General features: G+C 61.9%; 19 protein-coding genes. 12 read left to right on the top strand and 7 right to left on the bottom strand.

Annotated elements, in window-relative coordinates:
- Positions 1–2: 2 nt before the first annotated feature.
- The 4 genes from AC0J1C_RS01515 to AC0J1C_RS01500 form a co-directional block, all read right to left on the bottom strand.
- Positions 3–428 (bottom strand): hotdog fold thioesterase, encoded by a 426-nt coding sequence (locus AC0J1C_RS01515; RefSeq protein ID WP_473045315.1) that lies wholly within the window; start codon positions 426–428, stop codon positions 3–5.
- Between the two features lie 70 nt (positions 429–498).
- Positions 499–2715 (bottom strand): putative bifunctional diguanylate cyclase/phosphodiesterase, encoded by a 2217-nt coding sequence (locus tag AC0J1C_RS01510; protein WP_473045313.1) that lies wholly within the window; start codon positions 2713–2715, stop codon positions 499–501.
- Positions 2716–2809: 94 nt separating this feature from the next.
- Entirely contained in the window at positions 2810–4192 is a 1383-nt protein-coding gene (locus tag AC0J1C_RS01505) for a ribonuclease J (RefSeq protein WP_473045312.1), read from the bottom strand.
- Entirely contained in the window at positions 4189–4941 is a 753-nt protein-coding gene (locus AC0J1C_RS01500) for a substrate-binding periplasmic protein (protein ID WP_473045310.1), read from the bottom strand. The genes AC0J1C_RS01505 and AC0J1C_RS01500 overlap by 4 nt, the downstream gene beginning before the upstream one ends.
- Before the next feature lie 191 nt (positions 4942–5132).
- Between AC0J1C_RS01500 and AC0J1C_RS01495 the strand changes: the two genes are divergently transcribed.
- The 3 genes from AC0J1C_RS01495 to AC0J1C_RS01485 all read left to right on the top strand — a co-directional run bounded on the left by AC0J1C_RS01495 (position 5133) and on the right by AC0J1C_RS01485 (position 7748).
- Positions 5133–5816: a type 1 glutamine amidotransferase domain-containing protein gene (locus AC0J1C_RS01495; protein ID WP_473045309.1), complete on the top strand. Its 684-nt coding sequence runs from the start codon at positions 5133–5135 to the stop codon at positions 5814–5816.
- 181 nt (positions 5817–5997) lie between these two features.
- Complete coding sequence (locus tag AC0J1C_RS01490; protein ID WP_375191445.1) at positions 5998–6726, top strand: MotA/TolQ/ExbB proton channel family protein; 729 nt, start codon at positions 5998–6000, stop codon at positions 6724–6726.
- Entirely contained in the window at positions 6723–7748 is a 1026-nt protein-coding gene (locus tag AC0J1C_RS01485; protein ID WP_473045308.1) for a peptidoglycan -binding protein, read from the top strand. Before AC0J1C_RS01490 ends, AC0J1C_RS01485 begins: the two co-directional genes overlap by 4 nt.
- Positions 7749–7776: 28 nt before the next feature.
- Here the strand turns inward: AC0J1C_RS01485 and AC0J1C_RS01480 are convergent, their stop codons facing one another.
- The gene (locus AC0J1C_RS01480) at positions 7777–8889 is read right to left on the bottom strand and encodes an S-(hydroxymethyl)glutathione dehydrogenase/class III alcohol dehydrogenase (RefSeq protein ID WP_473045307.1); all 1113 of its coding nucleotides are present in this window, start codon (positions 8887–8889) and stop codon (positions 7777–7779) included.
- Between the two features lie 164 nt (positions 8890–9053).
- Here AC0J1C_RS01480 and AC0J1C_RS01475 point away from each other — a divergent pair, with 164 nt between their 5' ends.
- The 9 genes from AC0J1C_RS01475 to AC0J1C_RS01435 all read left to right on the top strand — a co-directional run bounded on the left by AC0J1C_RS01475 (position 9054) and on the right by AC0J1C_RS01435 (position 17186).
- The gene (locus AC0J1C_RS01475) at positions 9054–10376 is read left to right on the top strand and encodes a DASH family cryptochrome (protein WP_473045305.1); all 1323 of its coding nucleotides are present in this window, start codon (positions 9054–9056) and stop codon (positions 10374–10376) included.
- Positions 10377–10403: 27 nt separating this feature from the next.
- Positions 10404–10901: a DUF6231 family protein gene (locus AC0J1C_RS01470; protein WP_473045304.1), complete on the top strand. Its 498-nt coding sequence runs from the start codon at positions 10404–10406 to the stop codon at positions 10899–10901.
- Complete coding sequence (locus AC0J1C_RS01465) at positions 10901–12562, top strand: phytoene desaturase family protein (RefSeq protein ID WP_473045303.1); 1662 nt, start codon at positions 10901–10903, stop codon at positions 12560–12562. Before AC0J1C_RS01470 ends, AC0J1C_RS01465 begins: the two co-directional genes overlap by 1 nt.
- 6 nt (positions 12563–12568) lie before the next feature.
- Positions 12569–13162, top strand: coding sequence for a tRNA-uridine aminocarboxypropyltransferase (locus AC0J1C_RS01460; RefSeq protein WP_473045301.1), 594 nt, complete (start codon positions 12569–12571; stop codon positions 13160–13162).
- Between the two features lie 69 nt (positions 13163–13231).
- Positions 13232–13489 (top strand): TIGR03643 family protein, encoded by a 258-nt coding sequence (locus AC0J1C_RS01455; protein ID WP_473045300.1) that lies wholly within the window; start codon positions 13232–13234, stop codon positions 13487–13489.
- Positions 13490–13576: 87 nt separating this feature from the next.
- On the top strand, positions 13577–13996 hold the full coding sequence (locus AC0J1C_RS01450) for a YkvA family protein (protein WP_473045299.1): 420 nt from the start codon (positions 13577–13579) through the stop codon (positions 13994–13996).
- Positions 13997–14063: 67 nt separating this feature from the next.
- Positions 14064–14840, top strand: a complete 777-nt coding sequence (gene pomA, locus AC0J1C_RS01445) for a flagellar motor protein PomA (protein ID WP_091989967.1) — start codon at positions 14064–14066, stop codon at positions 14838–14840.
- A 2-nt stretch (positions 14841–14842) separates the two neighbouring features.
- Positions 14843–15757 (top strand): flagellar motor protein MotB, encoded by a 915-nt coding sequence (locus tag AC0J1C_RS01440; protein ID WP_473045298.1) that lies wholly within the window; start codon positions 14843–14845, stop codon positions 15755–15757.
- Between the two features lie 220 nt (positions 15758–15977).
- Entirely contained in the window at positions 15978–17186 is a 1209-nt protein-coding gene (locus tag AC0J1C_RS01435; RefSeq protein WP_473045297.1) for an ammonium transporter, read from the top strand.
- 12 nt (positions 17187–17198) lie between these two features.
- On the opposite strand, the gene AC0J1C_RS01430 is transcribed toward AC0J1C_RS01435, so the two are convergent.
- Both AC0J1C_RS01430 and AC0J1C_RS01425 read right to left on the bottom strand, forming a co-directional pair.
- Complete coding sequence (locus AC0J1C_RS01430; protein ID WP_473045296.1) at positions 17199–18290, bottom strand: lipocalin-like domain-containing protein; 1092 nt, start codon at positions 18288–18290, stop codon at positions 17199–17201.
- Positions 18287–20551, bottom strand: a complete 2265-nt coding sequence (locus tag AC0J1C_RS01425) for an FtsX-like permease family protein (RefSeq protein WP_473045295.1) — start codon at positions 20549–20551, stop codon at positions 18287–18289. Before AC0J1C_RS01425 ends, AC0J1C_RS01430 begins: the two co-directional genes overlap by 4 nt.
- Positions 20552–20556 lie beyond the last annotated feature (5 nt).

The following is a 20556-nucleotide window of genomic DNA, read 5'->3' as shown; positions in this document are numbered from 1 at the left end:
CCTCAGGGCCGCTTGGTAACTGCCATGGTGAGGCGGGAAATGCAGGTGGTCTTGCCGGCTTCGTTTTCCAGCAGGATTTCCCAGACCTGGGTGGCGCTGCCAATGTGGATGGGCCTGGCGGTGCCGTACACCCAGCCTTTCGTCACCGGCCGGATGTGGTTGGCGTTGATATCCAGACCGACGGCGACCGTCTCCGGATCTTTCAGGCAGCAGTTAGCGGCCATACTGCCCAGGGTTTCGGCGAGCAACACCGAGGCGCCACCGTGCAGGATGCCAAAGGGTTGCACCGTTCGCTCATCCACCGGCATGCGGCCCTTCACGAAGTCGTCGCCGATCTCGAGATACTCGATGCCCAGGTGGCTGACGGCGGTGTTCTCGCTGGCTTTCACCAGTTGCTCCAGGTTCGGGGTTCGGGTCCAGATCGCCATTCAGAAGCTGCCTCATTGTTGGTTGAAACCGACGCTGTCTGTTGGCGAGTGTATACAGGTAGGATGCGAACTAACAAGACTTTTTCTGTCGCGCAGACGCCGCTTTTGTTACCTGCTGCTCGAACTCCTGGGCCGGCACTGGCCTGCCGAAAAAATACCCCTGGAAGTGCCGACAGCCCATGGCCACCAGTCGGTCAAGCTGCCCCCGCGTCTCGACCCCCTCGGCGACCGCCGACAGCTTCAGCGCGGATGCCAGGGCAAGGATGGTTTCAGCAATGGCGGCGTCGTTGGGATCATCCAGGATATCGCGGACAAACCCCTGGTCTATTTTCAGCTCGTCCAGCGACAGGCGTTTGAGATAGCCCAGCGAGGAATAGCCGGTACCAAAATCGTCCAGGGATATCCGCAGCCCCATGCTCCGGAGCGTTCTCAGCGTCTGCTCCACCAGCTCGAGGTCGTAGGCCAGGGCGCTCTCGGTGATCTCTATCTTCAACCTGCGCGGTGATGCACCGGTTTTACGGAGCAGCCCCATCACCGTTGTGCAGAAGGAAGGAAGATGAAACTGCCGGGCGCTGACATTGATGGACACCTGCATACGGGCGAAGGGCTCGCCGAGGGCCTGCCAGCGGGCAACCTGGGCCATCACCCGCTCCATCACCCAATAGCCGAGTGGTTCGATCAGCCCGGTTTCCTCGGCTAAAGGAATGAATTCGGCGGGGGACACCATGCCCTTGCCGGGTCGCTTCCAGCGAAGCAGCGCTTCAGCACCTTCGGGTACGCCATCGCGATCGACCAGTAACTGGTAGTAAACGTCCAACTGGTCTTTGCGGATGGCGGCACGGAGATCCGACTCCATCGCCAGTCGTTCCGCCACCTTTTTCTGCATCATGCTGTCATAGAACCGGATACGGTCCCGACCATCCGCCTTGGCCCGGAACATGGCCATATCCGCCTGGCTCAGCAACTCTTCCAGGGAGGTGTCGTGGTTGAAAAACAGCGTCACCCCCATGCTGGCAGAGCCGGTGTAGTCGCATCCATCAAGCCGGTAGGGTTGGCTCAGAACGTCCCGGACCTTCTCGCAGACCTTCTCCACTTTGGTGGCTGCGTCGGCCGGGTCTTCGGAAAAGCCCTTCAGGATGAGCACGAACTCGTCACCGCCCAGGCGGGCAACGGTATCCCACTCCCGTACCACGCCTTCCAGGCGCCGGGCCACCTGCACCAGCAGTCCGTCGCCCACCTGGTGTCCGGCGGTGTCGTTGATGTCCTTGAAATTGTCCAGATCAATGAACACCAGCGCGCCGTGCTCGCTGTCCCGGTTACTGCCCGAGAGCGCCTGGGCCAGCCGGTCCCGCAGCAGCCGGCGGTTGGGCAAGTTGGTCAAGGGGTCATAGAAGGCCAACTGCTCGATCTCGGTTTCCGAGCGCTTGCGGTCGGTTACGTCGTAGAAATAGCCGTGCCAGACGATGCTCTGATCCGCCAGCATCGCCGGAACGGAGCGGGCCTCGATCCAGGCCACGCTGCCGTCCTTCTTGATGGCGCGGAAATCCGTCTCGAACGGGCTCATGTCCCGGCAGGAATGCTGCACCTGCGTGAAGAAGTCCGGCTTGTCGTCGTCAGCGATCAATTCCAGCAAGGCCCGGGCATCCGGACGCAGGGTTTCCACCGACAGGCCAAACATGTCCTCCACCTTGCGGCTGATGAAGGGAAAACACACCCGGCCATCCGGGTACATGCGGAACTGGAAGATCACTCCGGGGAACTGGCCGGAGTATCGGTACAGACTGTGCTCGAAGCGCTCATTCCTGTGCGCCAGGATCTGCCTGTGCAGGGAGGCGCCGAGCACTGCCACCAGCGATTCGAGTATGGCGTGGTCTTCCTTCCTGAGTACCGGCTGGCCGGCATCCAGGTAATCCAGGCCCAGAACCGCGGCCAGTTTGCCTTCCAGAACGATAGCCACTCGTACCAGCGTATTCGACGCTACGGAATCCTCGCCTCGACTGTCTCCCGGGCTACTGACGAAACCATCAGGCATGCCGGTGGAGACAATGTTCCGGGCTTCGAGGGCCTGCCACAGCGGCTCAAATTCGTCCCAGGGGCGGTTGCGGACGCTGTCGCCAAGGGAGGCGATGCCCTCTCCGAAGACTTCATGGGTGACCGACACCGTCTGGCTGGCATCGTCCAGCACCAGCAGAAAACCGCGATCAGCAAGGAAGTCCCTGGTGATCTCACCGACAATCTGATCGAACGCTGGGCCCAGTTTTTCTGTGGGTGCCTGCGCTAAGCTCACTGCCGTCCGGCAAACAAGATCAGATCGATTTGCTTTTCGGTGTACCATGCCTTCGGACTCCTTCCGCAAGTGCTGTCCTTATTAATACTGAGGGCTAGTCAACTCGTATCAGTTCTTCTTTTTGCCAACCGAGCCGGCCAGTCTCGACGACCTGCCGCCGGATACCCGGCACCGGGCGGATCATGAACAGGTCGCCGTTGCGACCGACCATGGCACGGGGCACACCCTGGGATCGGGCAATGTCCGCGTGTGCCTCCATGTGCTCGGCTTCACCATGAACCGGAATGGCAATGCGCGGCTCAATCCACTGGTACATTAACGCCAGTTCCGCCTGCGCGGGGTGACCGGATGCATGGATGGGCCTCTCGGCGTGTTCCGCGGCAATGACGTTCACACCCAGGGCGTTCAGGTTGCTGATCAGGGCCTCGATCGATTCCTCGTTACCGGGAATGGCCCGGGCGCTGAAGATGACGGTGTCGCCCGCTTCAAGCTCAAAATCCGGATGATTGCCTGCGGCCAGCCGACGCAGTGCGGTTCTCGGCTCACCCTGGCTGCCTGTGGCGACGGCCAGCACCCCATGTCGGGGCAGATAGCCCAGGTGCGAGGGCTGGATCAGCTGGTCTGAGCTGTCCCAAAGTCCCGCCGCCCGAGCCGCGCTGGTCATGTTGACCAGCGAGCGGCCGAGCAGCCCCATGTAGCGCCCGGTCTGCCGGGCAATCCGTGCAAGCGTGTGCAACCGGGCAATGTTGCTGCCAAAGCAGGTGACCACCACCCGGCCCTCCGCCCCGGAGACCGCCTCCAAAAGGCCCCGGTGCAAGGTCGCCTCGGAGACCGAGTGGCCTGGCACCGTGGCATTGGTGGAATCACACACCATGGCGGCCACACCCTCGCGGGCCAGCGCCGTGAAGGTGTCTGGAGAATACCCGTGGCCCACCAGGGGCTCGTCGTCGAGTTTCCAGTCTCCGCTGTGGAAGATGTTCCCCTGCCCTGTGCGAATCATCAGGGCATTGGGATCGGGAATGGAGTGGGTCAGGGCCAGCCACTGCACATTGAAAGGGCCGATCTGGCGGCACTCGCCGGTGTCCACTTCAATGATGGGCACGCGGTGCAGAAGATCAAACTCGGCCAGTTTCCGTTTGAGGATCTCGGCTGTGAATCGGCTGGTATATATGGGACATTGCAACAGCGGCCAGAGGTATGGCACCGCACCCACATGATCTTCATGACCGTGCGTGATGATCAGCCCCGCCAGGCGGTCGCGGCGATCCGCGATGAACGCCGGATCGGCCATCTGTACGGGCGGCTCACCCCGGTGGTGGACGGTGCCATCCGCCGCGACGCGACCCGGTTTCGGAAAGGTGACGCCGCAGTCCACCATCAGCCAGGCTCCGTCGTGGCCATACAGATTGAGATTCATGCCAATTTCGCCGGTACCCCCTAACGGCAGGAACCAGAGATCTGCTTGTTCCGGAGTCATTTGATCGGGTTTTCCAGGTATTTCAGCACCAGATCTTCGTGGATGCCTTCCATTTCGATGAGTTTCAGAGCGGCCCGGATATCGTCCGCATAACGGAGGGCCGGTGAGGTCCGGCTCACCGCGATGTAGGAACGCTCGCCCGGTACAAAGAAAGGCGAGACGCTCACCTCCATGCCAAGCTTCTGGACGGTGTAAAGACCCACGAGTTCGGGCGCAATCACCACGTCCACCCGGCCCTTCTGCATCATGAGCATGAGGTTTTCGTAGCGGGGTGCCGACTCCTTGAGCAGCTGCGGATCATCGTCAAAACGCGGAAAATAGGAAGCGCCCTCCAGCACACCAATCGCACGGCCATAGAGATCCGAGTAGCCATCGATACGGTGACGCTCATCCATATAGAAGAACAGTCTTCTCTCGGGTGGGAAGGCCGGTGCCACAAACTCCATCATTTGGGTCCGATCCTCGGTTTCCAGCGGGCCCAGCATGATATCCACCTGGCCCTGCTGGACCATCCGAAGGACACGACGGAACGGCGCCTCCCGGTAGTTGACGTCCCAGCCCAGGCGATCTGCGATTTCCTCGAAGATATCGATGTACAGACCGGTGGCCTTGCCGCCATCCAGGATACGATACGGAGGGGCATGGTTGGCACCCACGGTGACTGTCAGCGCCTCCACGGTTTCCGTACCCTGCTGGGCCCATCCCGGCAGGCCCAGAGCAAAGATCAGGGCACCCATTAACACTCGCATGCACGCCATCCTTGTTCGAGCTCTTAGTGTATTGTTCGCAAGACCGACCCGACGCCACAAGTATAGACGCTCCAAGATCCGTCGCCTCAGGATTTACGTAACCACGGTTGAATTCAGTCACCGGTGACACAAGGTTTCTCTCATCAAGAGCCGTGCAAGTCATCCACTGTTTAGCCAAGAGGACGGAACACATGAAGATTCTGATGGTTCTCACTTCCCACGACCAGATGGGCGATACCGGCCACAAAACCGGCTTCTGGCTTGAGGAATTCACGTCTCCCTATTACGTGTTCAGGGACGCGGGTGCCGACATCACCATCGCCAGCCCGAAGGGCGGTCAACCACCGGTGGATCCGAACAGCGAGGCGGACGACGCGCTGACCGAATCGACCCGCCGGTTCCAGAAAGACGCCCACGCGAAAGAATCCCTCGCCAGCACCAAAAAACTGGCGGACGTGGACATGAACGATTTTGACGCCATCTTCTACCCCGGCGGCCACGGCCCGCTCTGGGATCTGGCGAACGACCAGAAATCCATTGCCCTGATCAGGACCGCCTACGAGCAGGACAAGGTGATCGGCGCTGTGTGCCACGCCCCCGCCGTGTTCAAGAATGTGGAGGTGAAGCCCGGCCAGAACATCGTGGGAGGCCGCGAAGTCACCGGCTTCAGCAACAGCGAGGAAGAAGCCGTGGGCCTCGACAAGGTGGTGCCTTTCCTGCTGGAAGATATGCTCAAGCAGAACACCGCCACCTATACACGGGGCGATGACTGGGCACCGCACATTGTGGTGGACGGCAAGCTGATTACCGGGCAGAACCCGGCCTCATCCGAGGGCACAGCGAAAGCCGTCGTTCAGGCTCTCCAAGGCGCCTGATGCCGGCCTGAGACTGCCCTTAACCAGGGACAGACCGATGCATCGGTCTGTCCCCGCCTCAGTTTTGCCTCCTTTAAAAAAGACGCCCGCCTTCTGCAATTAAACTTCCGTTACTGCCCCGACGACCCGTGGTATCTGTGCTAACGTTTTGAGGAACCTCTCAAAAAAACAGGCCACAGGCATGAGCAACCCCAAACATACCCTGTTCTGGATGACACTGTTTCTGGGCGTCGTCGTGGTTGTCGGCGCGCTGATTCACAAGCCGTTGATTGAGGCCTTCATGGCCAACTGGGTGTTCAATCTGCTGATCGTGTGCGTGCTGATCGTGGGAATCGCCCTCACCTACCGGCAGGTGTTTGTCTTGTTCCCCGAACTCAAATGGATTGCCCAGTTCCGCACTGGGCACGCCGGCCTCTCAGTGGTTCAGGAACCCCGACTGCTCAAGCCCCTGGCCCGCCAGCTGGGCGAAGACGCCAAGCGGGATCGCTTTACGCTCTCCACCCTATCGTTGCGCACCGTGCTCGACGGCATTCACTCGCGCATGGACGAGCAACGGGAGATCACCCGCTATTTCATCAGTCTGCTGGTGTTCCTGGGCCTGCTGGGCACCTTCTGGGGCCTGCTGGGAACCATCAACTCCGTGGGCCAGGTGATCACCGGCCTGGACATGAGCCAGGAAGATTTCGGCAAGGTGTTCGCCGAGCTCCAGCAAGGGTTGCTGACCCCTCTGCAGGGCATGGGCACGGCCTTCAGCTCCTCTCTGCTGGGCCTCGGAGGTTCGCTGATTCTTGGCTTTCTGGATATCCAGGCCGGCCACGCCCAGAACCGCTTCTATGATGGCCTGGAGGAGTGGCTGACCGGCGTTACTAACCTGGTCGACCGCGTCGACACAGAGAAAGACCTGTCATGATCGGATCCCGGCGCCGCTCCCGCAGCACCACCAACGTCTGGCCGGGGTATGTGGATGCCCTCTCGGCCCTGCTGATGCTGGTGATCTTCATGCTGCTGGTGTACGTGGTCAGCCAGCTATACCTGTCACAGACCCTGTCCGATCGGGACACCCAGCTGGCACGGCTGAACGCCCAGCTCGATGAGCTTTCCGAGCTGCTGGGTCTGGAGGAAAACCGGAGCGAGGCGCTGGAGGATCAGTTAACCAGCCTGCAGGAGCGCAACAGCAGCCTGGTGAATCAATTGGAATCCACCCGCGAACAGCTGATGCGCCAGACCGCCATGGCTGATGCCCAATCCGAGCGCATCGCCAGCATGGAAGAGTCCATGGATGAGCAGGACGAGATGTCGGCCAGCCAGCAGGCGATGATCCTGAGGTTATCGAACCAGATTGCGTCACTGCGGGAACAGCTGCGCCAGATCACGTCCGCGCTCAAGCTGCAGGAGCAGATGACCGCCGATAAAGAGCAGGAACTGGAGCAGGTGAGCCGGCGCCTGAACACGCTGCTGGCCGAGCGGGTCAACCAGCTGGAGAAATACCAGTCCGAATTCTTTGCCCGCCTGCGAGACATCCTTGCCGGCAACGAGAACGTGCGGATCGTCGGCGACCGCTTCCTGCTGCCCTCGGAACTGCTGTTTGCCTCCGGCTCTGCCGAGCTGGGCGAGGCAGGCCGACGCGAGCTGGACAAACTGGCGGACATCCTGCTCGACGTAGCTGACCGGATTCCCGACGACGTGGACTGGATTCTCCGGATCGACGGCCACACCGACATCCTGCCCATCAACACACCCCGATTCCCGTCAAACTGGGAGCTGTCCACGGCCCGCGCCGTGGCTGTGGTGCGCTACTTGGCGGCCCAGGGCGTGCCGGAGCGACGCATGGTGGCCGCCGGCTTTGGGGAATTTTTCCCGGTCGCCGAGGGCACCTCGCCGGAGGCGCTGCAGCGGAACCGGCGGATTGAGTTGAAGTTGACGGATAGGTAGGGGCCCGGCTTCTGGGCCCCTCTGGCCATCAGAAATGAATAACCGACCGAATGCTCTTACCCTCATGCATCAGATCAAATGCCTTGTTGATGTCTTCCAGGGGCATTTCATGGGTAATGAACACATCCAGAGGAATCTCGCCTTTCTCGGCTTTTTCCACATAGCCCGGCAGCTCGGTACGGCCTTTCACGCCACCAAAGGCTGAGCCTTTCCAGACCCGACCGGTCACCAGCTGGAACGGGCGGGTGCTGATTTCCTCGCCGGCACCGGCCACGCCGATGATGATGGACTCACCCCAGCCTTTATGGCAGCACTCAAGCGCGGCGCGCATCACCTTCACGTTGCCGATGCACTCGAAGGAGTAGTCCACGCCGCCGTCGGTCATCTCGATGATCACCTCCTGGATCGGCTTGTCGTAGTCGTTCGGGTTAACCACGTCGGTGGCGCCCAGCTGTTTGGCGATGTCGAACTTGCCAGGGTTGATATCAATGGCAATGATCCGGCCGGCCTTGGCCATAGTGGCGCCAATGATCGCCGCCAGGCCGATACCACCCAGACCGAAGATCGCGACAGTTGCGCCCTCTTCCACCTTGGCCGTGTTCATCACCGCACCGATGCCGGTGGTCACGCCGCAACCTAGCAGACACACTTTCTCAAGGGGCGCTTCCTTGGGAATCTTGGCCAGGGAGATCTCGGGCAACACGGTGTACTCGGAGAAGGTGGAGCAACCCATGTAGTGGTAAAGCGGTTTGCCCTGGTAGGAGAATCGAGAGGTGCCGTCCGGCATCACGCCCTTGCCCTGGGTAGCCCGAACCGCGCCGCACAGGTTGGTCTTGCCGGAGGTGCAGAACTTGCACTCGCCACACTCGGCGGTGTAGAGCGGAATCACGTGGTCGCCCACTTCCAGGTTTTTCACGCCCGGGCCCACGGCCTCGACAATGCCGCCGCCCTCATGGCCGAGGATGGTCGGGAACAGGCCCTCCGGGTCGGCACCGGAGAGGGTGTAGGCGTCGGTATGGCACACGCCGGTGGCAACGATGCGCACCAGGACCTCGCCTTCCTTGGGAGGGGCGACATCCACTTCGACGATTTCCAGCGGTTTGTTGGCTTCAAACGCCACCGCAGCACGGGATTTGATCACGGTCGGACTCCTGTTGAATTTGGGCCTGTGTTTTCGGGTTTAGTGCCTTACTGGCTCGGCTGTTCGTCCATTCTAGACGAACTGACCGGCGCGTGGGCGCCGAAATCTTTTCCGGAACCGGCACGTATGATTGGTTAGACGAGTTTACGAAAGGAGCCTTTACGTTGCGTTCGCTTTACTGGTTTACGCGCGACCTGCGCCTGCACGACAACGCCGCCCTGATGGCCGCCTCCAAATCCGACATGCTGCTGTGCGCGTTTGTCGTGGACCCGCGCTGGTTCGCCCCCGGACCGCTACAGAGCCGGGCCATGGGCGATCACCGCTGGCGTTTCCTGTGGCAAAGCCTGATGGCGCTGGAACGCAGCCTCCGCCCCCTGGGCCAGCGGCTGCACATTGCGTTTGGTGAGCCCGAGCGGGTAATTCCGGAGCTGGTGCAGGCACACCGGATCCAGCGGGTGATTCGCTCCCGTTTGCCCGGCACCCAGGAAGCCCGCCAGTGGCAGACCATCAAGGAGCGCCTGCCGGATACCCTGTTCCAGCAGTTCGAGACCCTCAGCCTGTTTACCGAGCAGTCCCTGCCCATGGCTCTGCACGATTTGCCCGACACCTTTTCCCAGTTCCGGAAACAGGTGGAGAAGGCGGGCGAGCGTTGTTCCGAGCGGCTGCGGATCCGAACCCTGACAGCGTTACCTCCGCCGCCCGGCTTTCCCGAGGACAACCGGGGCGACTGCCCGGCCATCGCCGAACCGGTGCACCCCCTGCAGTTCATGGGCGGGGAGGCCGCTGGCCTGGAGCGGTTGCAGCAGTTCACCTTCGAGAGCCACTGCATCGATCGCTACAAGGAAACCCGCAACGCGCTGGACACCTGGGATGCGTCCTCCAAGTTCTCGCCCTGGCTGGCCAACGGCTGCCTGTCGGTGCGGGAGGTGGCGGAAACCATCACAGAGTACGAGGCCAGGGAGACGAAAAACGAGTCCACCTACTGGCTCTGGTTCGAGCTGCTGTGGCGCGAATATTTCTATTGGTACGCGCTACGGCACGGCGCCAACCTGTTCCGCCGGGACGGCGTGCAGCGAAAACGCCGCCACGGCACCTTCTACGGCCATCGTTTCAAAGCCTGGTGCCAGGGCAACACCGAATACCCCCTCGTGAACGCTGCCATGAATCAGCTTCGGGAAACCGGTTACATGAGCAACCGCGCCCGCCAACTGGTGGCCAGCTGTTTTGTGAATGAGCTTGGCCTGGACTGGCGGTATGGCGCCGCATGGTTTGAAGAGCAATTGATCGACTATGATGTAGCAAGCAACTACGGCAACTGGCAGTACCTGGCCGGCGTGGGTGCCGACCCGAGGGGCCTTCGGCAGTTCAACCTGGAAAAGCAGGCGCAACAGTACGATCCCGCAGGCAGGTTTGTGGACCGGTGGGGCGGGCATTCGGAACAGCCCGTTGGCCTGCACACCGTGGACGCCGCCGACTGGCCCCTCTAAACCGATCAGCAGAATGGAACGATCGTTATGGTGGAAACCGAATCAGTCCCCACGGCACGGGAGACCCTTGCCCGCATCATTGACACCTGCGCACCGGGCGCGGTGCTGAGCTGCGGCTGGCTGGCCAACGAGGTAGCGAGCGTATGGCAGGATCACCGCCCGGACGTGCGACGGCACACCCTCGATAGCCACGATCCGAACGCCCATCTGCCCCTGCCGCACGTGGTCGATCTGGCTCTGATTACCGGAACCCTGGAACACCTGCCCCACGACGAAGGGGCCCTGCTCCTGGGTCAGCTCAGGAACTACGGCACCCACCAGATCGCCGTGCTGGTGGCGGAAACGCCGGACTGGGCCTTTACCGACTTTATTGGCCTGGGCTTCCGGCGCCATGCGGAACTGGACAACGATCACGGACCGCTGACGCTCTACACCTATAATCTGGATTCCTACAACCACAAGCGGGCCTGGAACAACCCCGAGAACTGGGCCAACCCGGAAATGTGGGGCAAGGCCTGGTGGTAATGAGCGAGATGAACGAAAACAGCGTGGCGACAAGACCGAAAACCCTGAAACCCAGCACCCTTCGCATTGGCACCCGCTATCGGGCCAACCGCCTCAAAGGCCCCTACGACGCCATTGTGATCGGCTCTGGCATTGGCGGCCTCACCACCGCCGCCTGCCTGGCCAAAGCGGGTAAGAAGGTGCTGGTACTGGAACAGCACTACACCGCCGGCGGCTATACCCACAGCTACGCTCGTAACGGCTACGAGTGGGACGTGGGCGTTCACTACATTGGCGACATGGGCTCGCCCCACACCCTGGGCCGCCGCCTGTTCGACTACATCACAGACGGCAAGCTCGAATGGGCGCCCATGGACGAGAATTACGACCGGTTTTTCCTGGGGGAGAAAGTGGTCAACCTGCGTGCCGGTAAAGAAGGCCTGAGGCATTCGCTGATTTCGGCCTTCCCCGAGGAGCGGGAGGCCATCAATCAGTACCTGGCTTTGCTGGGCAAGGTGGCCGATGGCATGCAATGGTATACCCTCTCGAAGCTGACACCCGGGATCCTGAGCCCGGTGGTCCACAAGGGGCTGGACCTGGCCCTGCCGGATTGCTTCAACAAAACCACCTGGGACGTGCTGAGCGAACTCACCGATAATGAGGAGCTGATTGGCGCGATCACCGGCCAGTGGGGCGACTGCGGGGTAACACCGAAGCAGTCCAGCTTCATGGTGCACGCACTGATCGCCAAGCACTACCTCTACGGCGGCTTTTACCCGGTGGGCGGTGCCTCGGAAATCGCCAGCACCATCATTCCGGTGATCCAGAAGCCCGGCGGCGAGGTGTTCACCTACGCCGATGTCACCGACATCCTGGTCGAAGACGGCCGGGCCACCGGCGTGCGCATGGCCGACGGCGAGGAGATCCGGGCCCCGCTGGTAATCAGCAACGCCGGGGTGATCAACACCTTTGAAAATCTGCTGCCCGCAGACGTGGCGGCGCAGGCTGGCTACAAAGAGAAGCGCCGGCACATCGTTCCATCCATGCCGCACATTGGTCTGTACATCGGGCTGGAGGGGACTCCGGAGCAGCTGGGGCTGCCCCGAACCAATTTCTGGATCTACCCCAGCGCCGACCACGACGGCAACGTACAGCGCTTTCTCGCCGACCCGCACCACACAGAGTTCCCCGTGGTGTATATCTCCTTTCCGGCCGCCAAGGATCCGGACTACCAGAACCGCTGGCCCGGCACCTCCACCATCGAGATTGTGGCACCCACCACCTGGGAGATGTTCGAGCCCTGGCAGGGCACCACCTGGGGCAAGCGGGGTGACGATTATGAGGCGCTGAAAGAGACCATCACCAACCAGCTCCTGGAAGTCATGTACCAGAAGCTGCCCCAGCTGCGGGGCAAGGTGGATTACGTGGAAACCTCCACCCCTCTTTCCACCGCCTGGTTCTGTCGTTACGGCCGGGGCGAACTCTACGGCCTGGACCACAACCCCGAGCGCTTCGAGCAGGACTGGCTGAGGCCAAAAACCGACATCCCCGGCCTCTACCTGACCGGCCAGGACGTGCTCACCTGCGGTGTGGTGGGCGCGATGATCGGTGGCCTGGTGACCACCCTGGCAATCCGGGGCTGGCGCGGCGCTGGTCTGGCCAAACGCATTTTCGTGGGGTAGTCGGCCTTGCCACGACCGATCTGTCCCTGCTGCGGCGTACATGCGGCGATCTGTGTCTGCGCCGATTGCGCGCTGATTGCCAACAGGACAGAGCTCACCGTGCTGCAACATCCGTCCGAAGTTGCTCACGCCAAGGGCACCGTGCGCATACTCACGCAATGCCTGAGCCGCCTGGGGGTGTTTGTGGGCGAAACGTCGGACGACTTCCTCCAGGCGGGGTTTGATCCGCTCAATGACACGCGTGCCTCGGCGCTGCTGTTCCCCGGCCCCGATAGCCAGGAACTGGAAACGGCCGATATCGGCGATATCCGGCACTGGATCCTGCTCGATGGCACCTGGCGTAAGGCCGCCAGAATCCTTTACCAGAATCCGGCGCTGGCAGCGCTGCCCCGTTTCCACTTCGCCAACCCGCCCAGCTCCGTATATGCAATCCGGAAGGCCCCCGGCGAAGGTCATCTGGCCACGGCCGAAGCCGCCGCCTACCTGCTCAAACGGGTGGAGCCCGATCTGGACACCGGCCCTGTATCCCGGGCAATGGGGGCACTTGTCGACCGTCAGCTGGCGCAGATTCCGGCACGACTGCACAAGCACTATCGATAACCCCTGGCCGGTGAGACGACCGCCCGGTTACGGCGTAAAAGCCCACGAGTAATACACGGGGACCAGCCGATGACCACAGACTTTGACCCTGCCGAGCTCTCCCGCATCATTGAAATGGCCTGGGAGGACCGGACGCCGTTCGAGGCGATCGAGCAGGAATACGGTTTACGGGAAAAGGCGGTCATTCACCTTATGCGGCGGGAGCTCAAGCCATCCAGCTTCCGGCTCTGGCGTAAGCGGGTGACCGGCCGTTCCACCAAGCACAGGCAGCTGCGCCCGGCAGGGGTCAGTCGCGGCTATTGCCCCACCCAGTACAAGCACCGCTAGCGTCTCGCTGTTGGCAAATGCTGCGCCAGTGCGCGATCATTGCCATTCGTATCCGCTGGCCACGAGAAAGAGAGGGAACCTTCATCTATGGCACTGTTCAGCCGAAAGAACGCCGAAAAGCAGCTCAAGGCAGAAGCCGACCGGGTGCACCGGCAGGATCTGGAAAAACTGCTGGAACGTCAGAGGGCCATCGAAGAGAAAGTGAAGGGCAGCGGCAAGCTCAAACGCTTCGGGGCCGACATCCGACTCATGTTCTCGATGATCCGGGATTACTGGCAAGGTAACTACCGAAGCGTGCCGTGGAAAACCATCGCGGCGGTGGCAGGTGCACTGTTGTATGTCCTGAATCCTCTGGATTTCATTCCCGACCTGATTCTTGGATTCGGCTTTATCGACGATGCCGGCGTGGTGGCACTGTGCCTGAAGCTTGTGGAATCGGATCTGCACCGATACGCGGCCTGGAAAGAGCATCAGGAAGAACCGAGGCCGGTGGCCAGCACAGATTGATTAATTTCTGAACTGGCGGTAATCTCAGCCGCCTCACCGAAACCCCCGTTCAGCCCCTGGAGTTCCTGTGGACTTTGCCACTCTCATAGGCCTTGTCGGCGCCATTCTGATCATCGCATCGGCGGTTATTCTCGGCACGTCTCCGTCCGTGTTTATCAATCCGCCCTCGCTGCTGATCGTGGTCGGTGGCACGCTGCTGGTGGTTCTCGCCAAGTTCAGCTTTGCCCAGTTTTTCGGCGCTTTCAAAGCGGCTGCCAGGGCCTTCAAATTCAAACTTCCGGAAACCCAGGCCAGCATCGAGGAACTGGTGGACGTGGCGCAGGTCGCCCGCAAACAGGGCGTGCTCGGGCTTGAAGGTCGGGAAGTCAGTACACCGTTCCTGGGCCAGGGCATCCAGATGCTGGTGGACGGCCAGACGGGCAAAACCATCAAGCAGTTGTTGAGCAAAGAGCGGCTGATGACCCTCGACCACAACCGATCCGGCGCCAAGGTATTCCAGGCCATGGCCGACGTGGCTCCGGCCATGGGCATGATCGGCACACTGGTCGGCCTGGTGCAGATGCTGTCGAACATGGAAGACCCGAAGTCCATCGGCCCGGCCATGGCCGTTGCCCTGTTGACCACCCTCTACGGCGCCATGATCGCTACCATGATCGCCACACCGATCGCCGACAAACTGTCCCTGCGCATGACCGAGGAAGCGCGACTGCAGTCCCTGTACATCGACGCCCTCGTGGCCATCCAGGAAGGCACCAACCCCCGAATCATCGAACAGATGCTCTCCAGCTATCTGCCGCCCAAAGAGAGGGAGAAAAACGGAGAGGCGGAAACCGCCAGCGGCTAGCCATGGACGAACTGCCAGAAGAGGAAAAACCGGGCATACCGGCCTGGGTGGTCACCTTTGCAGACCTTATGTCGCTGCTGATGTGCTTCTTCGTGCTGCTGCTCTCCTTCTCGGAGATCGACGCCCAGAAGTTCAAGCAGATTGCCGGCGAGCTGTCCAAGGCGTTTGGCGTGCAGCGCGATGTGCCTGCTTTGGAAATCCCCAAGGGCACCAGCCCCATCTTCGATAAATTCTCGCCGGCGCCGCCCGAACCGACCGTGGTGAACGAAGTCAAACAGACCACCACCGAGGAAGCCCCTGAACTGCAGACCCTGAAAAGCCCCACCGATGTTGCGGTAGAGGCGGCCATGGACGAGCAGATGCAGGAAACCATGGATGACATTCTCCAGGTGCTGGAGCCAGCCATTGCCGATGGTCGTATCAACGTCAGCGAGGATCAGCGCCGAATCGTGATTCGGGTCGAGGAAAAAGGCTCTTTCCCGTCGGGCTCCGCTGAGCTGACCTGGGAATTCGAAGGCCTGCTGCTGGACATGGCGGAAGTCATCGAGGGCATTCCGGGGGACCTGACCATCGAGGGCCACACCGACAACGTGCCGATCCGCACCGACCGGTTCTACAGCAACTGGGATCTATCGGCCGCCCGCGCAGCTGCGGTCGCCAACGTCCTCGTGGCCCGGGATCAGGTTGAACCCACCCGGCTGAAGGTGACTGGCCTGGCTGATACCGAGCCCCGGGTGCCCAACACCTCACCGGATAATCGCGCCAAGAACCGGCGAGTGGAGATCATCATCGACCTGTCCGGCCCGCTCCAGGAACGGGAAATTCAGCTACGCGAATTGATTGATGCCGAATCGACCAACGGGTCGTCCGAGATTCGAATTGAGTCGGCGCCGGCCTCCGGCGACATCAACTGGTAAAACCGACCATTTTGGTGCGCACTGACCCGGTACGCACTTGTTTAGTGCAAAAAAACCACAGAAACCGCCCCGGCAACCTCCACCATTTCCTCCAAGGCCCTTTCCGCTCTTGAAATGCATTGTTTTGGAACAGCTCTTGCTTTGCATGCCCTCCAACAATGCACAACCCCATCAAAAGGCCCGAAAGAGGCCGAAAACACAACATCAGGAGCGAAAACCCGTGGACATCACGAGTGCAGTACATACCCTGACCGAAAGCGCCAACACGCTGTTCATCCTCATCGGCGCCATCATGGTGCTGGCCATGCATGCCGGCTTTGCCTTCCTGGAAGTGGGCACTGTCCGTCACAAGAACCAGGTCAATGCCCTGGTGAAGATCATGACCGACTTTGGCGTTTCCGCCGTGGCCTACTTCTTCATTGGCTACTACATTGCCTACGGCAGCCATTTCATGACAGGAGCGGCCGAACTCACCGCATCGAACGGCTATGAACTGGTCAAGTTCTTCTTCCTCATGACGTTTGCGGCGGCCATCCCGGCCATCGTCTCCGGCGGTATCGCCGAACGTGCCAAGTTCTACCCCATGCTGATTGCCTCCGGACTGATCGTGGCCTTCGTGTACCCGTTCTTTGAAGGTCTGATCTGGAATGGCAACTACGGTTTCCAGTCATGGCTGGAGAACCAGTTTGGTGCATCCTTCCACGACTTTGCCGGCTCTGTTGTGGTGCACGCCGTCGGTGGTTGGATTGCCCTGGCCGCGGTGCTCATGCTGGGCGCTCGAAATGGCCGTTACCGGAATGGCCGGGTGGTGGCGTTTGCGCCCTCCAATATCCCGTTCCTGGCCCTCGGCGCCTGGATTCTCACGATCGGCTGGTTCGGCTTCAACGTGATGTCCGCGCAAACCCTCGACGGCATCAGCGGACTGGTGGCGGTCAACAGCCTGATGGCGATGGTCGGCGGCATACTGGTATCCATGCTGCTGGGCCGCAAGGACCCGGGCTTTATCCACAACGGTCCCCTGGCCGGTCTGGTGGCGGTCTGTGCCGGCTCCGATCTGATGCACCCGGTCGGTGCGCTGATCACCGGCGGCGTGGCCGGCGCCATCTTCGTGTACCTGTTTGAATGGGCCCAGGCCAAAATCGAACGCCTGGACGACGTGCTCGGTGTGTGGCCACTCCACGGTGTCTGCGGCGTCTGGGGCGCCATCGCCTGCGGTATCTTCGGTCAGGAAGCCCTGGGCGGTCTTGGCGGGGTCAGCCTGATGTCCCAGATCGTCGGCTCCATTGCCGGTGTGCTGGTGGCCTTCGTGGGAGGTCTGATCGTGTACGGCGTGATCAGCGCAATCTCTGGCCTGCGCCTGACCGAAGAGGAAGAGTTCAACGGTGCCGATCTGAGCATTCACCGCATTGGTGCCAATGCCGTCGAGTAAGCAGTCATCCAGTCAGTCACGGTAACCGGTGAGTTCCATATAACCGACACCTGCGTGGCTGCCCGTGACGCTCACCGGGCTCTCCCAGTAGGGATAGAGCCCGGTGTTCATATAATTACCCCCGGGCGCCGACACAGTCAGTTGCACGCCCAGGTCCAGCACCTCCAGGCGCCATCGACGGGGCACGCCCTTTGGGTTCGGATCCATTGGCGCGATTCTCAGTTGATCAGCCCGCAGCGCCACGGGCTCACCCTCCGCCGGAACCCAGGTGCCCGCCTGAAAAGCGCCATCGTCCTGCCTCAACCGGAAGGCCATCAGCTTGTCACCCGAATCCAGGTGCAGGGCAAACCAGTCCCAGCCCTGCTGGCCGGCCTTGAGAAACTGACTGCTCCATTCCCGGTCGAACCAGCCCTGGCCGGATACCTCGAAGACCTGGTCCCCCAGCCTTACCCGGCCCTCGATGGCCAGATCCACCAGGCTGAAATACATGGAGCCTTCGCCACTGTCGGATTTGGCACTGAATCCCTGATTACCGTGGGCCACCGGCGCCCGGTTCTGGTTGAGCGTGAGGTCGTACGACCATTTCCCCGCGTCCACCTGCAGTCGCCAGCGCTTGTCGTCGAGGGTGGTCAACTGCCAGTCATCCAGCCACACGGACATTGGCGCTGCCCGGGCGCCGGCCTGGCCGATATCGCCCCGAGCCAGTTTTTCGGCGAACACATGGTTACCGGAGTAACTCACCGCTGCGTGAGCCATCCAGGCGGAGTGAAGGGGCCAATCGGTGGCCGGTGGCGGTTCGGCGCCGGCGGGCCGGGGTCGCAGGGCCTGGCGGAACTGCGTCCATTGCAACCCCAGCGGCTCACCGTCTGCCGTTTTCAGGTTGGCGGTGAGATACCACCACTCGATCCGGTGCTGGGGGTGCGGGCCGAAATCCCGCGGAAAGCTCAGGCGTTCCCCCGGCCCCGGCTGCAGGAACGGCACCTCGTGCTCCGACTCCGCAACGCCGGCCAGTCCGGCGAAGCCTTCGGACTCCGGGCGCTCTGAGCAGCCTGCGAGCACCCAGGCCAACGCGCCGAAAACAAGGCACAGGTAGGCGTGATTCATCGTTCACCTCCGGTCAACGCATTGACACGGGATGGCGCCGAGATTCCATGCTGCAGTTGCCGGCGCATGAGCCATGCGATGCTCAGGCCAATGGCCAGGCTCAGCACCCCCAGCTCCAGCCAGAAGCCGGGGTACACCGCCATTGGCAGAGACCAGCCAAAGGCCAGCGGGTTGATGCGGTGGACCAGCACCCAGGTCAGCCATACGCCCAGCGGCAGCGCCAGCAGCGCAACGAGGCCGGTCAGGGTAACGGACAGCCGGGTGAGTTGGCGCGCGGCCTGGCCACGGGACATGCCCCACACCACCAGCAGCCGGAAATACCCGGCCCGGGTGGAGAAGAACACCCAGCCCATCAGAAGAAGGGCCGTAGCGGCGAGAATCAATGTGAGTAACGTCATCGCCCGGGTGAGCAGGAAGGTCTGGTCGAAGATCGCGGTCGCCAGTGACTGGATCGAGCGATTGTCCCGAACCGTCAGCTGTTCCTGTTGCCAGATATCACGCAGCCGGCCAGTAACGGTGTCCATGGACAGCGAACCTGGCGACACCGACAGGCTGCGAAACGTTGCTGGAAACTCCGTTGGCAAGGTGGCGGCACTGAGCAACAGCTCGCCCGCAGGCCGACCGTAATCCGGATAGATCGCCAGTATCGGCAACTCGACCGTCTGCCCCGCAAGCACCACCGTCAAGCTCTGTCCGATATCCAGCGCCTGTCGCCGGGCCAGTTGCTCGTTCACCATCAGACCGTCGCCAGCCGCCAGTTGCTGCCAGGCGTTACCGGTGGCTTCGAGCAATCGCCAGTCAGTCAACAGCGGCCCCACAGGAGCGATTGCCAGCACGTCCACCTGAGTATCGGAACTCTCCGTATCACCGGCCAGGGTGGCGGTGCCACGAATCACCCTGTGCCATTCGCCGCCGGCTTCCGGCATCCGTTCGGCCAGCCAGGCGCCGGCCGGGTCGATATCCGCCTGTGGTGGCACCTCGATGTAGAAATCCGCCGCCAGCCGCTGGTCCAGCCAACGATCGAAGGTACTTTCGAAGGTGGTAACAAGGGCCTGCACCGCCAACACCATGGCCATGGCAAACTGCAAGGCCACCAGCGGCAAGGCCAGGCGCCGTACCAGCACCGCGAGTTCCCGGTATCGCCAGCGAGCGAGGGGGTCCCGGGTGCGCCCGGCCCACGCCTCGCCCAAACCGCCAACCAACCCAGGGAGCCACAACCCCACGGCCACAAACACCAGCGCCACCCCGAGGAAAAGCACCGGTAGGGAATCAACGAGCATCGACAGCCCAAGGCCTGCGCCCAGCAGTGCCGGCGGCCACCAGCGCCGATCTTTCTCATGGGGCAACAGAACACGCAGCATCGGGCCGAGAAAGCCCACCAGGCAGGCCGCCAGCACCACCCCCAGCATGATGCCTACGGGCACCAGCCAGCCACCGCCCTGCCCGGCATAGAGGGGCGCGTCGAACAGCCCTTCCAGCGCCCGGCCAAAGCCATCACCGAGCACGGCGGCCAGGAGCCGGCCCAGCCATACGCCCGGAAGAATGCACACCAGTGCCAGCAGCGATAGCTCCAGCACCAGTAACCGCCGGATACGCCCGGGGGGAACACCAAAACGCCGCAACAGCGCCAGGCTGTCCCGACGTTGTGCCAGCCCGAGCAGGTACACGCTGCGCACGAGCAGCGCGGTGATCAGCAGTACAAGAACCCCGAGGGCATCAAGGTTCAGCAGGAAGCTTTCACCCAGCTCACCGGTATCCGGCCCGACGGAGAAGGGCGCTGTCCGGTAACCCGCGGGCAGCGGCTCAGCCGATTCGGACCGATCAATCAGTAGGGAAAGCGAGGCCTGGTCGTCGGCACGCCCCGCGGCCTCGCTGATGTCCACAAAGGGCTGGCCATTCAGTTCCCCCTGCCAGGGCGCCTCGGTGCCAGTGTCAGTAACAAAGCAGGCCGCCGCCAGGGGATCAATGCCAACGACCCGCCCGGTGTCCGGCCCCGAGACTTCAAGCCAGGGCATGACACACAGACCTTCACGCCGCAGGTAGGCAAAGTCAGCGACGGAAACCGGCTGGCCATCGGCCCGCACCACCTGCAGGCGCTCGGCCACCGCGGCCTCGCTCCGGTCCAGGCTGGCCCGGGCCTGGCTGGTCAGGTGATGCACGCCGGTCCAGAGCATGGTGGCCAGCAGGATCATCACAGCCAGCGCCAGTAATTGAAGGGGGTGGCGTCGATAGTGGCTGGTGAGGGCGGAAAAAACCGTCATGGCAG

It is taken from the genome of Marinobacter sp. E2 (assembly GCF_055755345.1).
The sequence above is the reverse complement of the archived record's forward strand: the minus strand, read 5'-3'. Positions and strand labels throughout refer to the sequence as shown.